The 15,219-nt window shown below is 75.4% G+C and carries 11 protein-coding genes; 10 read left to right on the top strand and 1 reads right to left on the bottom strand.

Translation table 11 applies throughout. From position 1 onward, the window contains the following. Positions 1-35: 35 nt before the first annotated feature. On the bottom strand, positions 36-4,766 hold the full coding sequence (locus Q2K19_RS03075; RefSeq protein ID WP_302767465.1) for an Lhr family helicase: 4,731 nt from the start codon (positions 4,764-4,766) through the stop codon (positions 36-38). 170 nt (positions 4,767-4,936) lie between these two features. On the opposite strand from Q2K19_RS03075, the gene Q2K19_RS03070 reads away from it, so the two are divergent. From Q2K19_RS03070 to Q2K19_RS03025, 10 genes are all read left to right on the top strand, one after another. Then, positions 4,937-5,302 (top strand): hypothetical protein, encoded by a 366-nt coding sequence (locus Q2K19_RS03070; protein ID WP_302767464.1) that lies wholly within the window; start codon positions 4,937-4,939, stop codon positions 5,300-5,302. Positions 5,303-5,444: 142 nt separating this feature from the next. After that, positions 5,445-8,279 carry a Na+/H+ antiporter subunit A gene (locus tag Q2K19_RS03065; protein ID WP_302767462.1) on the top strand — a complete coding sequence of 945 codons (2,835 nt, stop codon included), beginning with the start codon at positions 5,445-5,447 and terminating at the stop codon, positions 8,277-8,279. 37 nt (positions 8,280-8,316) lie between these two features. Beyond that, positions 8,317-8,799: a Na(+)/H(+) antiporter subunit C gene (locus Q2K19_RS03060; protein ID WP_302767460.1), complete on the top strand. Its 483-nt coding sequence runs from the start codon at positions 8,317-8,319 to the stop codon at positions 8,797-8,799. Between the two features lie 118 nt (positions 8,800-8,917). Further along, positions 8,918-10,363 (top strand): Na+/H+ antiporter subunit D, encoded by a 1,446-nt coding sequence (locus tag Q2K19_RS03055; protein ID WP_368046141.1) that lies wholly within the window; start codon positions 8,918-8,920, stop codon positions 10,361-10,363. Beyond that, positions 10,360-10,971, top strand: a complete 612-nt coding sequence (locus Q2K19_RS03050; RefSeq protein ID WP_302767457.1) for a Na+/H+ antiporter subunit E — start codon at positions 10,360-10,362, stop codon at positions 10,969-10,971. The genes Q2K19_RS03055 and Q2K19_RS03050 overlap by 4 nt, the downstream gene beginning before the upstream one ends. After that, positions 10,968-11,231: a monovalent cation/H+ antiporter complex subunit F gene (locus Q2K19_RS03045; RefSeq protein ID WP_302767454.1), complete on the top strand. Its 264-nt coding sequence runs from the start codon at positions 10,968-10,970 to the stop codon at positions 11,229-11,231. Before Q2K19_RS03050 ends, Q2K19_RS03045 begins: the two co-directional genes overlap by 4 nt. Next, entirely contained in the window at positions 11,231-11,560 is a 330-nt protein-coding gene (gene mnhG / locus Q2K19_RS03040; RefSeq protein ID WP_302767452.1) for a monovalent cation/H(+) antiporter subunit G, read from the top strand. The genes Q2K19_RS03045 and mnhG overlap by 1 nt, the downstream gene beginning before the upstream one ends. 162 nt (positions 11,561-11,722) lie before the next feature. After that, positions 11,723-13,078 (top strand): hemolysin family protein, encoded by a 1,356-nt coding sequence (locus Q2K19_RS03035; protein WP_302767450.1) that lies wholly within the window; start codon positions 11,723-11,725, stop codon positions 13,076-13,078. After that, on the top strand, positions 13,075-14,139 hold the full coding sequence (locus Q2K19_RS03030; protein WP_302767448.1) for a hemolysin family protein: 1,065 nt from the start codon (positions 13,075-13,077) through the stop codon (positions 14,137-14,139). Before Q2K19_RS03035 ends, Q2K19_RS03030 begins: the two co-directional genes overlap by 4 nt. A gap of 150 nt (positions 14,140-14,289) precedes the next feature. After that, a complete protein-coding gene (locus tag Q2K19_RS03025) occupies positions 14,290-15,213 on the top strand; it encodes a sporulation protein (protein WP_302767445.1) in 924 nt (307 codons plus the stop codon). The last annotated feature ends 6 nt before the right edge of the window (positions 15,214-15,219 follow it).

Here is a 15,219-nt window from a genome sequence, read left to right as displayed (position 1 = left end):
GGCCCCCGCCCTACCCGGATCTTCAGGCGCGGGGGTCAGCCGCGCAGGCGCAGGCCGCGCGGGGTGGCCCGGAATCCGGCGGCGGTCAGCGCGTCGCGCAGCGGCGAGGAGTGCACGGCCTCGCCGTCGGCGCGTTCCACCGAGATCGCGCCGAGCGCACCCGAATGCACCGCGTCGGCGAGCGCCTTGCCGGCGGCGGCGAGCACGTCGCGGTCGTCGGTGAAGGAGAGGATGGTCCGCCCGCCCCGCTCGACGTAGAGCACCAGGTCGCCGCCGACCAGCACGACCAACGCGCCGGCCTTGCGCCCGGCCCGGTGCCCGGTCGCGGGGACGGCCCCGTCACCCGAGTCGACCACCCGCTCCGGCCAGGGCAGCGCCGCGCCGTACGGGTTGGCCGGGTCGGTGGCGGCCAGCACCACGGTCGGCCCGCCCCGGCTCCGGACGTCGTCGGCCGGGTCGGCCAGGGCGCGGATCCGGTCCACCGCCCCGGGCACCGCGAACTGCGCCGCGCCGAGCCCTTCGACGAAGTAGCCCCGCCGGGCCGCCCCGCGTTCCTCCAGCGCGGAGAGCACCGGGTAGACGGCGGCGAAACCACCGGTCACCTGCTCGGCCATGACCGCGCCCCGGGTGACCACGCCGTGCCGTTCGAGCAGCAGGTCGGCGAGGGCGGCGGCGCGCCGGGTCGGGTCCAGGTCGCGGTCGGGCAGCCGGGACCAGCGCCCGGCCACGGTGGGCGGGCCGCCGCGGCTGGGCAGCGCCACCCGGCCCGGCCGCCGGTAGCGGGTGCGTGGTGCGGACGGCCGGGACCGGTGCGCCCCGCCCCCGCCGAGCACCGCCCGCAGCGGGGCGAGCGTGTCGTTGGTGAGGTGACCGGCCCAGACCAGATCCCAGATCGCGCCGGTCAGGGCGGTGTCGTCGGTGGACCCGATCCGGTCGGAGAGCGAACGGAAGAAGAGCGCCTGCCCGTCGCCGAGCGCCTCGAGCACGGCCTCGTGCAGCGGGGTCAGGGCCAGCGCCTCGTCCGGTGGCGGCAACAGCAGCGGGGCGACGTCCGCGTACGCCAGGGCGACCCAGCCGTCCCCGCCGGAGATCGCCCCGGACCCGGCCCAGACCACCTCGCCGCTGGCGCAGAGCTCGTCGAGCTGGGCGGGGGAGTAGTCGGCGACCCGGGCCGGCAGCACCAGCCGTTCCAGCGCGGACGCGGGCACGGCGGCGCCCTGCAACTGCTCGACGGCGGCGGCGAGGGCCTCCACGCCCCGGGCCGACGAGCCGACCTGCTGCCAGCGGGGCAGGAACGCCGCGAGCGCCCGCGGCGGCACCGGCTCGATCTCCCGGCGCAGCGCGGCCAGGGAGCGGCGGCGCAGCAGCCGCAGCACCTCGGCGTCGCACCACTGGGTGCCGACGCTGTCCGGGGCGAACTCCCCGGAGACCACCCGGCCGGTGGCGGCGAGCCGGCGCAGCGCCTGCTCGACCACGAAGACCCCGAGCCCGAACCGGGCGGCGCAGCTGGCCGCCGCGAACGGGCCGTGCGTCTTCGCGTAACGGGCGACCAGGTCGCCGAGCGGGTCGGCCACCGGCGCCAGGTAGGCCTCGGCCACCCCGACGGGCAGGGCCACGCCGAGCGCGTCCCGCAGCCGGGCCGCGTCCTCCACGACCACCCAGCGGTCCTCGCCGGCGATCCGGACCCGCAGCACCCGCCGGGCCGCCGCCAGCTCGGCCAGCCACCCGGCCGGTACGCCCCGCTCGGCCAGCTCGACCTCGCTCAGGTCGCCGACCACCCGGAGCAGCTCGACCACGTCCTCCGCGTCGCGGGGACGGCGCTGCTCGGTCAGCCAGCGCAGCTGCCGCTCGGTCTCGGCGAGCACCGCCGGGTCGAGCAGCTCCCGCAGGTCGACCCGGCCGAGCAGCTCACCGAGGAGCCCCGAGTCGAGGGCGAGCGCGGCGGCCCGGCGTTCGGCCAGGGGCGCGTCGCCCTCGTAGAGGAACGCGCCCACGTAGCCGAAGAGCAGCGAGCGGGCGAACGGCGACGGGCGTTCGGACTCGACCTCGACCAGGCGTACCTTGCGGGCGCCGAGGTCGCGCATCAGCTCGGCCAGGGCCGGCTGGTCGAAGACGTCCTGGAGGCACTCCCGGGCCGCCTCCAGGGTGACCGGGAAGTCCGCGTACTCGCGGGCCACGTCGAGGAGCTGAGCGGCGCGCTGCCGCTGCTGCCAGAGCGGCTGCCGGCGGCGCGGGTCGCGGCGGGGCAGCAGCAGGGACCGGGCCGCGCATTCGCGGAACCGGGAGGCGAACAGCGCGGACGTGCCGACGGACTCCTCGACGAGCTGGGCGATCTCGTCGGGCTCGAAGACCACCACGTCGGCGCCGGGCGGCTCGTCGGCGGTGTCCGGCAGCCGCACCACGATGCCGTCGTCGGAGGGCATGACCTGCGCGTCCACCCCGTAGCGCTCGGCCAGCCGGCGGCCGATCGCCAGCGCCCACGGCCCGTTGACCCGCGCGCCGAGCACCGAGTGCACGGCGAGCCGCCAGTCGCCCAGCTCGTCGCGGAACCGCTCGACCACCACCGTCCGGTCGTCCGGCAGGGAGCGGGTGGCCTCCTTCTGCTCCCGCAGGTAGGCCATCAGGTTGCCGGCGGCCCAGTCGTCCAGCCCGCCGGCGCGCAGCGCGGCTACGGCGGCGTCGTCGCTCTGCCGCAGCAGCGCGCGGACCCGGGCGCCGATCGCCCGGCCCAGCTCGACCGGGCGGCCCAGCTGGTCGCCCTTCCAGAACGGCATCCGGGCGGCCTGGCCGGGGGCGGGGGAGACCAGCACCCGGTCGGGGGTGATCTCCTCGATGCGCCAGGACGACGAGCCGAGCAGGAAGACGTCGCCGACCCGGGACTCGTAGACCATCTCCTCGTCCAGCTCGCCGACCCGGGCGGCCCGCTCGGCGCCGGCGAGGAAGACGCCGAACAGGCCCCGGTCGGGGATGGTGCCGCCGCTGGTGACCGCGAGCCGCTGCGCGCCGGGCCGGCCGGTGAGCACGTCGGTGGCCCGGTCCCAGACCAGCCGGGGTCGCAGCTCGGCGAAGGCGGTGGACGGGTAGCGCCCGGAGAGCATGTCGAGCACGGCGTGCAGCGCGGAGTCGGGCAGCTCGGCGAAGGGGGCAGCCCGGCGGACCAGCACGGCGAGGTCGCCGAGCCCCCACGGCTCCAGGGCGACCATGGCGACGACCTGCTGGGCCAGCACGTCGAGCGGGTTGCGCGGGTAGTGCAGCTCCTCGATGGCGCCTTCGCGCATCCGCTCGGCGACCACGGTGCAGGAGAGCAGGTCGCCGCGGTGCTTGGGGAAGACCACGCCCCGGGAGACCGCGCCGACCTGGTGCCCGGCCCGGCCGACCCGTTGCAGCCCGGCGGCGACGCTCGGTGGGGCCTCGATCTGCACCACCAGGTCGACCGCGCCCATGTCGATGCCCAGCTCCAGGCTGGAGGTGGCGACCACGGCGGGGAGCTGCCCCGACTTGAGCGCCTCCTCGATGTGCTTGCGCTCCTCGCGGGAGACGCTGCCGTGGTGGGCGCGGGCGATCACCGGAGGTGCGCCGGAGGCCGCCCCGGACTGCGCCATCACCTCGGCCGGCTGCCGGGGCGCACGCAGCGGCCCCACCGGCCCGCCGAACGCGTCGACCCCGCGCCGCCGCGCCGGGCCGGGGCCGACCGGCGGAGCGCCGTCGCCGGCCGGCGGGCCGTCGTCCCCCGCCAACAGGTCGGATACGGCCACCGGCTCGCCGCCCCGGGCCACGCGACCGCCGTCCGGGGCGCTCGCGGCCGCCAGTTCCTCGGCGGCCAGCTCGTTGAGGCGGGCGCAGAGCCGCTCGGCGCTGCGCCGGGAGTTGGTGAAGACGATGGTCGACCGGTGCGACCGGATCAGCGAGAAGACCCGCTCCTCGACGGCCGGCCAGATGGAGGCCCGGCGCGGGCCAGGGCCACCCAGCTCGTCCTCGGGCGGCTCCTGCTCGTCGAGGCGGGTCATGTCCTCCACCGGGACCTGGACGCTGACCTCGATGGTCTTGCTGCTGGGCGGCTGCACCACGTCGACCGGGCGGGCGCCGCCGAGGAAGCGGGCGCACCCGTCGATCGGCCGGACGGTGGCGGAGAGGCCGATCCGCTGGGCCGGCGTCTCCAGCAGCGCGTCGAGGCGCTCCAGGGAGAGGGCCAGGTGGGCGCCGCGCTTCGTCCCGGCCACCGCGTGCACCTCGTCGACGATCACCGTCCGCACGCCGCGCAGCGAGTCCCGGGCGGCGGAGGTGAGCAGCAGGAACAGCGACTCGGGCGTGGTGATGAGGATGTCCGGCGGGGTGCGCGCGAAGGCCCGCCGCTCGTCGGCCGGGGTGTCGCCGGTGCGCATGCCGACGGTGATGTCGGGCGGGGTGAGCCCGAGCCGGGTGGCGGCCTGCCGGATGCCGGCGAGCGGGGCGCGCAGGTTGCGCTCGACGTCGACGGCGAGCGCCTTGAGCGGGCTGACGTAGAGCACCCGGCAGCGCTGCCGGGCCTCGGCCGGCGGCGGCTCCTTGGCCAGCCGGTCGAGCGACCAGAGGAACGCGGCGAGGGTCTTGCCGGAACCGGTCGGGGCGACCACGAGGGCGTTGCGGCCGGCGGCGACCGACCGCCACGCGCCGGCCTGGGCGGCGGTGGGGGCGGCGAAGGCGGCGCTGAACCACTCGCGGGTCGCCGCACCGAATCCCGCCAGCACCGCCCCGCCCTGGGTCATCTCGTCCGCCACGCCATCCATCGTGCCTCGGCGGTGTGACATTCGGCCCGCGCCGAACGCTGTTCTGTCCGGGTCGAGGTCTTACGAAACAGATGCGGTGTTACTAGCGTTAAGTCTTACTTAACTGCTTGCTTGTGACGCACAACATAAAGTAACTTCACCCGGAACGCAGCGTCGGGTGGGGGGCATGGATGACCGTCGAGGGGCGAGGCTCCGGGCCCGGGACCGACGTGCTCATCCGCAAGGTCGACAGTCACCTCGCCACACTCCGCTCCGGCCTGCACGGCCCCGAGCTCCAGCTCGCCGAGGAGCTCGCCCACTGCCTGCGCGAGCTGGTCGTCGCCACCGCGCACGCCAGCGCCGCCGACCGCGGGTTGGTCCGCGCCGCGGTGCACTACTTCGTCCTGCGCCGGGAGAGCCGCGGCAAGCTGCTCCCGGTGCGCTCCCTGGCCGCCGCGCAGCGGGTGGTCAACAAGGCCGTGCTCCAGCTCGGCCGCCCGGATCTGCTGGTGGAGAGCCGACGGGACCGCCCGGCCCGCCCGACCCGGGTCCACTGACCACCACGGTCCCGTGGCGCCGCTGAGCGGAGCGGGTCGGGGGCGGGTTTCCGGAAAAGCGCCCGGGCGGCGGCGATCTGACGTCTGATCGGTCGTGGCCGCAGCGTGCCGGCGTGCGCTGCCACCTCGACCTGGAGTGCGCGTGCTCGTCCTGCTGATCCTGCACCTGGTGGCGGCCCTGCTCGCGCCACTGCTGGTCCGCCGGTGGGGCCCGCGCGCCTGCTACCTCCTCGCCCTCGCCCCGGCCGCCACCGTCGGCTGGGCCGTCGCGCACACCGGAGCGGTCCGCGCCGGCGGCGCGGTGGTCGAGACGTACCCGTGGATCGCGCAGCTCCAGCTCGACGTGGCGCTGCGGGTCACCACCCTGTCCTGGCTGATGATGCTGCTCGTCGGCGGCGTCGGCGCGCTGGTCCTGATCTACTCCGCCCGCTACTTCCACGCCGGCTCGGCGGGGCTGGCCCGGTTCGCGGCCGTCATGGTCGCCTTCGCCGGGGCGATGCTCGGCCTGGTCGTCTCCGACGACCTGCTGCTGCTCTACGTCTTCTGGGAGCTGACCACGGTCTTCTCCTACCTGCTGATCGGGCACAGCAGCGAACGGCGGTCCAGCCGGTGGGCAGCCGCCCAGGCGCTGACCGTCACCACCCTGGGCGGGCTGGCCATGCTGGTCGGCTTCCTGCTGCTCGGTCACCACGCGGGCGGCTACCGCTGGTCCCTGATCGAGGCCGGGCCGCCGCCCGGCGGCGGGTACCTCGTCGTGGCGGTGCTGCTCATCCTCACCGGGGCGCTCGCCAAGTCGGCGGTGTTCCCGTTCAGCTCCTGGCTGCCGGTGGCGATGGCGGCACCCACCCCGGTCAGCGCGTACCTGCACGCGGCGGCCATGGTGAAGGCCGGCGTCTTCCTGATCGGGCTGCTCGGCCCGGTCCTCGCCCCGGCCGGCCCGTGGCGGGCCGTCACCACGGTCGCCGGGCTGGTCACGCTGGTCGTCGGGGGCTGGGCGGCGCTGCGGCAGACCGACCTGAAGCTGCTGCTCGCGTACGGGACGGTCAGCCAGCTCGGCCTGCTCACCGTCGTGCTCGGCCTGGGCACCCCGCAGGCGGCCCTCGCGGGCGTCGCGATGCTGCTGGCGCACGCGCTGTTCAAGGCGGCGCTCTTCCTCGTCGTCGGCATCCTCGACCACAGCGCCGGCACCCGGGACCTGCGCGAACTGTCCGGGGTGGCCCGGGCCGCGCCGGTCCTCGCCGGGCTCGCCGCGCTGGCCGCCGCCTCGATGGCCGGGCTGCCGCCACTGCTCGGCTTCGTGGCCAAGGAGGCGGTCCTCGCCGCGTTCGCCGACCGGCCGCTGGTGCTCGGGGTGCTGGTGGCCGGGACCGCGCTCACCGTCGCCTACAGCATCCGCTTCTGCTGGGGTGCCTTCGCCGCCCGCCCGGGCGTCCCGGCCACCGCGATCGAACGGCCACCGGCCACGATGCTCGTCCCGGCCGGCCTGCTCGCCCTGGCCGGGTTCGCCGCCGGTCCCGCCGCCGGCTGGCTCGGCGGCCTGCTCCGCCCGTACGCCGAGCTGTTCGGCCCGGTCGAGGAGCGCCTGGCGCTCTGGCACGGGCCCACCGCGGCGCTGGGCCTCTCCGCCGTCGCCATCGGCGGCGGCGTGCTGCTGCACCTGGTCCGCGGCCCGCTCGCGCCCGCGTTGGCCCGGCTGCGCTCTCCGGTCGCCGGCAACCAGGGGTACGAGTGGATCACCCACCGGTTCGACCGGGTCGCCATCGAGGTCACCGGCGCCACCCAGCGCGGTTCCCTGCCGCAGTACCTCGGCACGGTCCTGCTCGCCCTGGTGCTGGTGCCCGGCACGGCCATGCTGGCGACCCGGCCGTGGCGCACCGAGATCGCGGTCTGGGACAGCCCCGTCCAGCTCGTGGTCTGCGTGGTGATCGCGGTGGCCGCGCTGCTCGCGGTCCGCGCCCGGCGGCGGCTCACCGCGATGCTGCTGGTCGGCGTCACCGGCTACGGCACCGCGATGATGTTCATCCTCTACGGCGCGCCCGACCTGGCGCTCACCCAGTTCCTGGTGGAGACCGCCACCATCGGGGTGTTCGCGCTGGTGCTGCGCCGGCTGCCGGAACGCTTCTCGGCCCGCCCGCTGCGCCGCAGCCGCTGGGTACGCCGGGGGATCGGGGTGGCGGCCGGCCTGGTGATGGCCGGCCTGGCCCTGGCCGCGGCGGGCGCCCGGCGGGCCCCGTCGATCTCGCTGGCCTTCCCCGACCTCGCGGTCGCCGCCGGCTACGGCCGCAACGTGGTCAATGTGACCCTGGTGGACATCCGGGCCTGGGACACCATGGGGGAGATCTCGGTGCTGGTGGTGACCGCGACCGGGGTGGCCAGCCTGATCTTCGAGCGGTCCCGGACCGGCCCCCGGCCCCGCCGGCTTCGGCCGTCCGCGCCCCTGCGGGACCGGCGGACGGTGTGGCTGCGCGGCGGGGCGACCCTGGCCGCCCGCCGCCGCTCGATCGTCTTCGAGGTGGTCACCCGGCTGATCTTCCACACCGTGCTGCTCTTCTCCCTGTTCCTGCTCTTCTCCGGGCACAACGCACCGGGCGGTGGCTTCTCCGGCGGGCTGGTGGCCAGCCTCGCGCTGACCGTCCGCTACCTGGCCGGCGGCCGCTACGAGCTGGCCGAGGCGGCCCCGATCGGGGCCGGGACGGTGCTCGGCGCGGGACTGGCCGTCTCGGTCGGCAGCGGGGTGCTCGGGCTGCTGTTCACCGGCGACGTGCTGCAGAGCGTCAAGGTGGACCTGTCGCTGCCGCTGATCGGCCACGGCTACCTGGTCACCTCGCTCTTCTTCGACATCGGCGTCTACCTGGTCGTGGTCGGGCTGGTCCTGGACATCCTGCGCAGCCTCGGCGCCGAGGTGGACCGACACGTCGAGGTGGCCGGCGAACCGGGCCGCGGCCTCGTCGTCGAGCGGGAGGCGGACCGGACGTGAGCGCGCGGAGTGAGGCCGGCCGCACGGGGGTGGCGCGGTGACGCGGGGCGCCCCGGGGCCGACGCTGGTCCTGGTGATCGCGGTGGGGGTGCTCGTCGCCGCCGGCGTCACGCTGCTGCTGGAACGCAGCCTGACCCGGATCCTGCTCGGCGTCATCCTGCTCGGCAACGGGGTGAACCTGCTGATCCTGCTCGGCGGCCGGTCGGGCGCCGCACCGGTGGTCGGCGTGGCGTCGACCGGGGCGATGAGCGACGCCCTGCCGCAGGCCATGGTGCTCACCGCCGTGGTCATCACGTTCGGGCTGACCGCGTTCCTGCTCGCGGTCGCGTACCGGAGCTGGTATCTCACCGGCGACGACGAGGTGCCGGACGACCTGGAGGACCGGCAGATCGTCCGGCTCGCCGAGCGGAACGAGGTCTCCGCCGCGGACCTCGGCGGCGAGGGGCCGGACAACGACCCGGAGCAGGTGGATCCCGGGCCGGCCCTGCGCCGGCTGCGGCGGCGCGGGGAGCAACGGTGACCGCGAGGGGTGCCCCGGTCCGCCGGGCCTCGCGGTCGCGGACAGCGGTGGCCCGGTGAGGCACGCCCTGGTGCCGCTGCCGGTGGTGGTGCCGCTGCTCGGCGCCGCGCTCACCCTGATGCTGACCGGCCGGCCCAGGGTCCAGCGGACGGTCAGCGTGGTCGGCCTCTCCGCGACGCTGGTGGTCGCGGTGGTGCTGCTGGTCGAGGCGTACCGGCACGGGCCGGTGGTGGTGCGGGTGGGCGGCTGGCCGCCGCCGGTCGGCATCGTGCTGGTCGCCGACCAGTTGGCCGCGCTGATGCTGGTGGTCTCCTCCGCGGTGACGCTCTGCGTGCTGCTCTACTCGATCGGGCAGGGGCAGGGGGAGACCAGCGAGAGCGCGCCGGTGAGCATCTACCACCCCACCTACCTGGTGCTCACCGCCGGCGTGACCAACGCCTTCCTCGCGGGGGACCTGTTCAACCTCTTCGTCGGCTTCGAGATCCTGCTGGCCGCGAGCTTCGTGCTGATCACCCTCGGCGGCACCGAGGTGCGGATCCGGACCGGCTCGACGTACGTGGTGGTCAGCGTTCTCTCCTCGATGATCTTCCTGGCCTCGATGGGTCTGGTGTACGCGGCCACCGGCACCGTCAACATGGCCCAGCTCGCCGGGCGGCTGGATGACCTGCCGGACGGCGTACGCCTGATGTTGCAGCTGATGCTGCTGCTGGCCTTCGGCATCAAGGCGGCGGTCTTTCCGGTCTCCGCCTGGCTGCCGGACAGCTACCCGACCGCGCCGGCCCCGGTCACCGCGGTCTTCGCCGGCCTGCTCACCAAGGTCGGCGTGTACGCGATCATCCGCACCGAGACCCTGCTCTTCCCCGGCGGCCAGGTCGCCGACCTGCTCATGGTCGTGGCCGGGTTGACCATGGTGGTCGGCATCCTCGGCGCGGTCGCCCAGTCCGACATGAAGCGGCTCTTCTCCTTCACCCTGCTCAGCCACATCGGCTACATGATCTTCGGGGTGGCGCTGAGCAGCGTGGCCGGCCTGACCGGGGCGATCTTCTACGTGGTGCATCACATCACCATCCAGACCACCCTCTTCCTGGTCGCCGGCCTGGTCGAGGAGCGGGCCGGCAGCACGGACCTGCGCCGGCTCGGCGGGCTGGCCAAGGTCGCCCCGCTGCTCGCGGTGCTCTTCTTCGTCCCGGCGATGAACCTGGCCGGCATCCCGCCGTTCTCCGGGTTCCTCGGCAAGCTGGGCCTGCTCCAGGCCGGCGTGGCGGCCGGCGGGGTGCTGCCCGGCGTGCTGGTCGCCGCGGGCACGCTGACCAGCCTGCTCACCCTCTACGCCGCGTCCCGGGTGTGGAACATCGCGTTCTGGCGGGCGCCCCGGCTGGCCACCGACGGGCCGACGGTCCGGCTGCCCGGGCTGATGGTCGGGGCCACCGCCGCCCTGGTGGCGCTCGGCGTGGCGCTCACCCTGGCTGCCGGGCCGCTGTTCCGGGTCACCGCCGACGCCGCCACCGACCTGCGCCAACGCACCCCGTACGTGCGGGCCGTGCTCCCGGCGGGCGTGCGGTGACCGACGACCGGGCGGCCGGCCGGCCGGAGCCGCCCCCGCCGCGACCCGTGGTGGGGCGGGGCGGGCGGCGCCGGGACCAGGCCGTCGCGCTCGGTTGGCTGGTGGCGATCTGGCTGCTGCTCTGGGGGGACCTCTCCTGGGGCAACCTGTTCGCCGGGATCGTCATCGGCATCGCCGTGCTGCTGTTCTTCCCGCTCCCGCCGGTCACCTTCGGCGGCCGGATCCGCCCCGGCGCGCTGCTGGTCCTGGCGGTGACCTTCGTCGGTGACCTGGTCAGCGCCAGCGTGCACGTCGCCGCTGTCGCGGTCCGCCCCGGCTACCGGCCGCGCGGCGCGATCATCGCGGTCCCGCTGCGGGTCCGCACCGACCTCAACCTCGCGCTCACCGCCGAGATCATCTCCCTGGTCCCGGGCACTCTGATCGTGGAGGTGGACCGTGACCAGGGCCTCCTCTACGTGCACGTGCTCGACGTCCGCGGCCCGGAGGACCTGACCGGCAGCCGGGAGCGGATCCTCGCCGTCGAGCGGCGCATCGTCCGCGCCATCGGCTCCGCCGAGGAGGTACGCCGGCTGCACACCGAACCCGTCGACAGGAGGACCCATCCGTGACCACGTTCCTCGCCGTCGCGGTGACCGGGCTGCTCTCGGTCACCGCGCTGCTCGCCCTGGCCCGCATCTACCGGGGGCCGTCCCTGCTGGACCGGATCGTCGGCGCCGACCTGCTGCTCGCCACCATGCTCGGCGCGGTCGGCGCGGAGGCGGCGGTCACCCGGCACGCCACCACGCTGCCGGTGCTGGTGGTGCTCTCCCTGCTCGGCTTCGTCGGCTCGGTGTCGCTGGTCCGCTTCGCCGTCCGGGAGGAGGCGTGATGGCGGCCGTCGCCGACTGGCTCGGCGCGGCCTGCCTGGTGGCCGGGGCGCTGCTCAGCCTGGCCGCCGGGATCGGGGTGCTGCGCTTCCCGGACGTGCTCGGCCGGATGCACGCCGCCACCAAGCCGCAGGTGCTCGGCGTGCTGCTGCTCCTCGCCGGCCTGGCGCTGCGGCTGCGTACGCCGGCGGACCTGGGCATGATCGCGCTGGTCGCGGTCTTCCAGCTGGCCACCGCGCCGGTCGCCGCGCAGATGGTCGGGCGGGCCGCCTACCGGACCGGGCGGATCGACCGGGAGCTGCTGGACGCGGACGACCTGGCCGGGCGGTAAACGGACGTCGGAGACGCTTCCCGGCACCCTCAGCGAACGCCCAGCCGACGCCGATAAAATGGTCGGCATGATCGACTCCTCTGCCCAGGAGGGCAGCAGTAGCCAGCCGGGTCGTGCCCGGCATCCCCTCGCACCGACGGCCCCGGGAGCCCTGACCCTCCCGTGTTGATCCTCGTCGGACTCTTCCTCATCATCGTGCTCACCGCCGCCACGGGTTACTTCGTGGCGCAGGAGTTCGGCTACGTCGCCGTCGACCGGGGCAAGCTCAAGCAGCTCGCCGACGGCGGCGACCAGGCCGCCGCCCGGGCCCTGGAGGTCACCGGGCGCCTGTCGTTCATGCTCTCCGGCGCCCAGCTCGGCATCACCGTGACCGCCCTGCTGGTCGGTTACGCCGCCGAGCCCTACCTGGGCGCCGGCCTGGCCGACCTGCTCGGCGTCGCCGGGGTCTCCACCGGGATCGCGCTGCCGCTGTCGGTGGTGCTCGCCCTGCTCATCGCCACCGTGGTGCAGATGGTCCTCGGTGAGCTGGCGCCGAAGAACCTCGCCATCGCCCGCGCCGAGCCGCTGGCCCGGGCGCTCTCCCGGTCCACCCTGATCTACCTGCGGATCGCCGGACCGGTGATCACCCTCTTCGACCGGGCCGCCGTGCGGCTGCTCCGCCGGGTCGGCATCGAGCCGATCGAGGAGCTGCCCAGCGGCGCCACCCCCGAGGACCTGGAACAGATCATCGCCGAGTCCCGCGAGGAGGGGCACCTCGACGCCACCACGTCGGACCTGCTCGACCGGGGCCTGGACTTCCGGGAGCTGACCGCCGGGGAGGCCATGGTGCCCCGGGTGGACGTGCACACCGTACGGGCCGACGAGCCGGTCAGCCGGGTGGTCGAGCTGCTCGACACCGGCCACTCCCGGTTCCCCGTACGCGGCGCGGAGGGCGTCGACGACCTGGTCGGCGTGGTCGGCATCGCCGACGTGCTCGGGGTGCCGCCGGCTCGCCGGGGCAGCACCCGGGTGGACGCGGTGGCCGTACCCCCGCTGCTGGTGCCCGAGACGCTGCCGCTGCCGACGGTGCTGGACCGGCTGCGGGTCGGGCACCGCCAGCTCGCCTGCGTGGTCGACGAGTACGGCGGCTTCGCCGGCGTGATCACGCTGGAGGACATCGCCGAGGAGCTGGTGGGGCCGATCCGCGACGAGGACGACCCGCCGGAGCGGGCCCCGGCCCGGCAGGAGGACGGCTCCTGGGTGGTGCCGGCTCGCTGGCGGATCGACGAGGTCGCCGACAGCACCGGGATCGCGCTGCCCGAGGCTCCCGAGTACGACACCCTCTCCGGGCTGGTCATGCGGGAGCTGGGCCGGGTGCCCGAGGTGGGCGACCGGCTGGAGATCGGCCTCGTGGCCGACGGCGAGGTGCCCGACGCCGAGCACCGCGCGCTGGTCGAGGTGCTGGCCGTGGACCGGCACGTCGCCGACTCCGTCCGGCTGCGGACGACCGCTGTCGAGGGCCGGGAGGAGGCGGCATGAGCCCCGGGTTCGCGCTGTTCTCCTCCGTGGTGCTGCTGGCGCTCAACGGGTTCTTCGTGGCCGCCGAGTTCGCCCTGGTCGCGGCGAAGCGGTACCGCCTGGAGCAGATGGCGGCCGGCGGCGGCCGGGCGGCCCGCGCGGCGCTGGACGGCGTCCGCGAGCTGAGCCTGATGCTGGCCGGCGCGCAGCTCGGCATCACCCTGTGCACCCTGGGCCTCGGTGCCCTGGCCGAGCCGGCGATCGAGCACCTGCTCAGCCCGCTGCTGCACGCCGTCGGGCTGCCGGCGGCGGTCAGCCACCTGGTGGGGCTGCTCTTCGCCCTGGCCCTGGTGACCTTCCTGCACCTGGTGGTCGGCGAGATGGCCCCGAAGTCCTGGGCGATCACCGACGCGGAGCGTTCGGCGACGCTGCTGGCGCTGCCGTTCCGGGCCTTCGCCCGGGTCTCCCGCCCGGTCCTCTCGGCGCTGAACGCGCTGGCCAACGCGGTCCTGCGGCTGGTCGGCGTCCGCCAGCAGGACCAGCTCGCCCAGGTGCACGGCCCGGACGAGCTTCGCATCCTGCTGGAGCAGTCCCGTGAGCACGGGCTGCTCGGCGCCGAGCAGCATCAGCTGCTGACCAGCATGCTGGAGTTGCAGGGCACCAGGGTGGCGCAGGTGATGGAGCCGTTCGACCGGATCGTCACGGTCCGGCGAGACGACACCGCCGAGCGGATCGAGCACGTCTCGCGGGACAGCGGCCGCTCCCGGCTGGCCGTGCTGGACGCCGGCGGCGAGGTCTGCGGCCTGGTGCACGTCCGCGAGGCGGTCCGGGCGGTCACCACCGGCCGGCCGGCGACCGCGGGGGAGCTGATGACCCCGGCGTTCACCCTGCCCGGCGAGGCCTCGGTCACCGAGGCGGTGGCGGCGATGCGTGGCCGCCAGGCCCAGCTGGCGCTGGTCCGCAACGGCGGCGGCCCGACCCGGCCGATCGGCTTCGTCGCGCTGGAGGACCTGCTGGAGGAGGTCATCGGCGAGTTCGACGACGAGACCGACCCGGTGCCCCGGGGCCGCCGGTTGCGCTGACGCCCCCGTCCCTCCGTCCGGCCGCCGGGTCCCCGCGACCCGGCGGCCGGCCCGTTTTCGCGCCGGCTGCGGGTGCGCCGGCGGGGCAGGAAGGAGTGCCGGCGCGCTGGCCGGGAAAGCGCCGGGCAACGGGAGAGCGGGGGTACGCGGGTGCGGCTGACCGGGGTGTCGTCGGAGTCGGTCTGGACCGGGCTCTCGGTGAGCACCACCCTGCCCAACCCCAGCACCCGCCCCGGGTTGCGCCTGCCCGGCCGGGTGACGCTCACCGCCGGCGGATCCGACGTCGCGGTCCGGCACATCCGGCTCGGGCTGGTCGCCCAGCTGGAGCCGGAGGACCCGGACGCGCCCCGGCGGCTGGTGCAGTACCACCAGGTGCCGATCGCGGGCCGGCTCGTGGTGCCGGCGGGACGGCGGCGGGCGGTCGAGTTCGCCTTCCCGCTGCCCTGGGAGACCCCGGTGACCATCTTCGGCGGGGCGCCGCTGATGAGCCTGCGCACCGGGCTGCGTACCGAGGTGTCGGTCGACCCGGAACTGGACCAGGGCGCGATGGTGCCGGTCTTCGTCCACCCGCTCCCCACCCAGCAGCACATCCTCGCCGCGCTGGACACCCTCGGCTTCGTGATGCGGCAGGCCGGCCTGCAGCACGGCCGGCTGCCCGGGGTGGAGCAGACCCTGCCGTTCCACGAGCGGCTGGGCTACTGGGTGGCGCCGCTCTACGCCGGGCCGATCACCGAGCTGGAGGTGATCTTCGTGACCAACGCGGCCGGGCTGGAGGTGCTGCTCTGGGCGGATCGTCGGCTCGCCCTGGCCGGGGTCACCCATCAGAGCATCAGCCGGTTCCGGGTCTGGCACGCCGGGGCCGAGCGGCGGGACTGGGTCGCCACCGTGGACGGCTGGCTGCGGCACGCCGTCAACCGGCACGCCGCCGCGGCCGCGCACAGCGACTGGTCGGCGAAGATCGGCGAATCCGCGCACGTGAGCCGACCGCCGGACGAGCCGGTCGCGCCCGGCTACGGCCTCGGCGGCACCGCGGGTGGCGCGGGGGTCGGCGGGGGCGGCAGCGACGGCACGTGACCGGCG

The organism is Micromonospora sp. NBRC 110009 (genome assembly GCF_030518795.1).
Taxonomy (GTDB): Bacteria; Actinomycetota; Actinomycetes; order Mycobacteriales; family Micromonosporaceae; genus Micromonospora.
The sequence above is the reverse complement of the archived record's forward strand: the minus strand, read 5'-3'. Positions and strand labels throughout refer to the sequence as shown.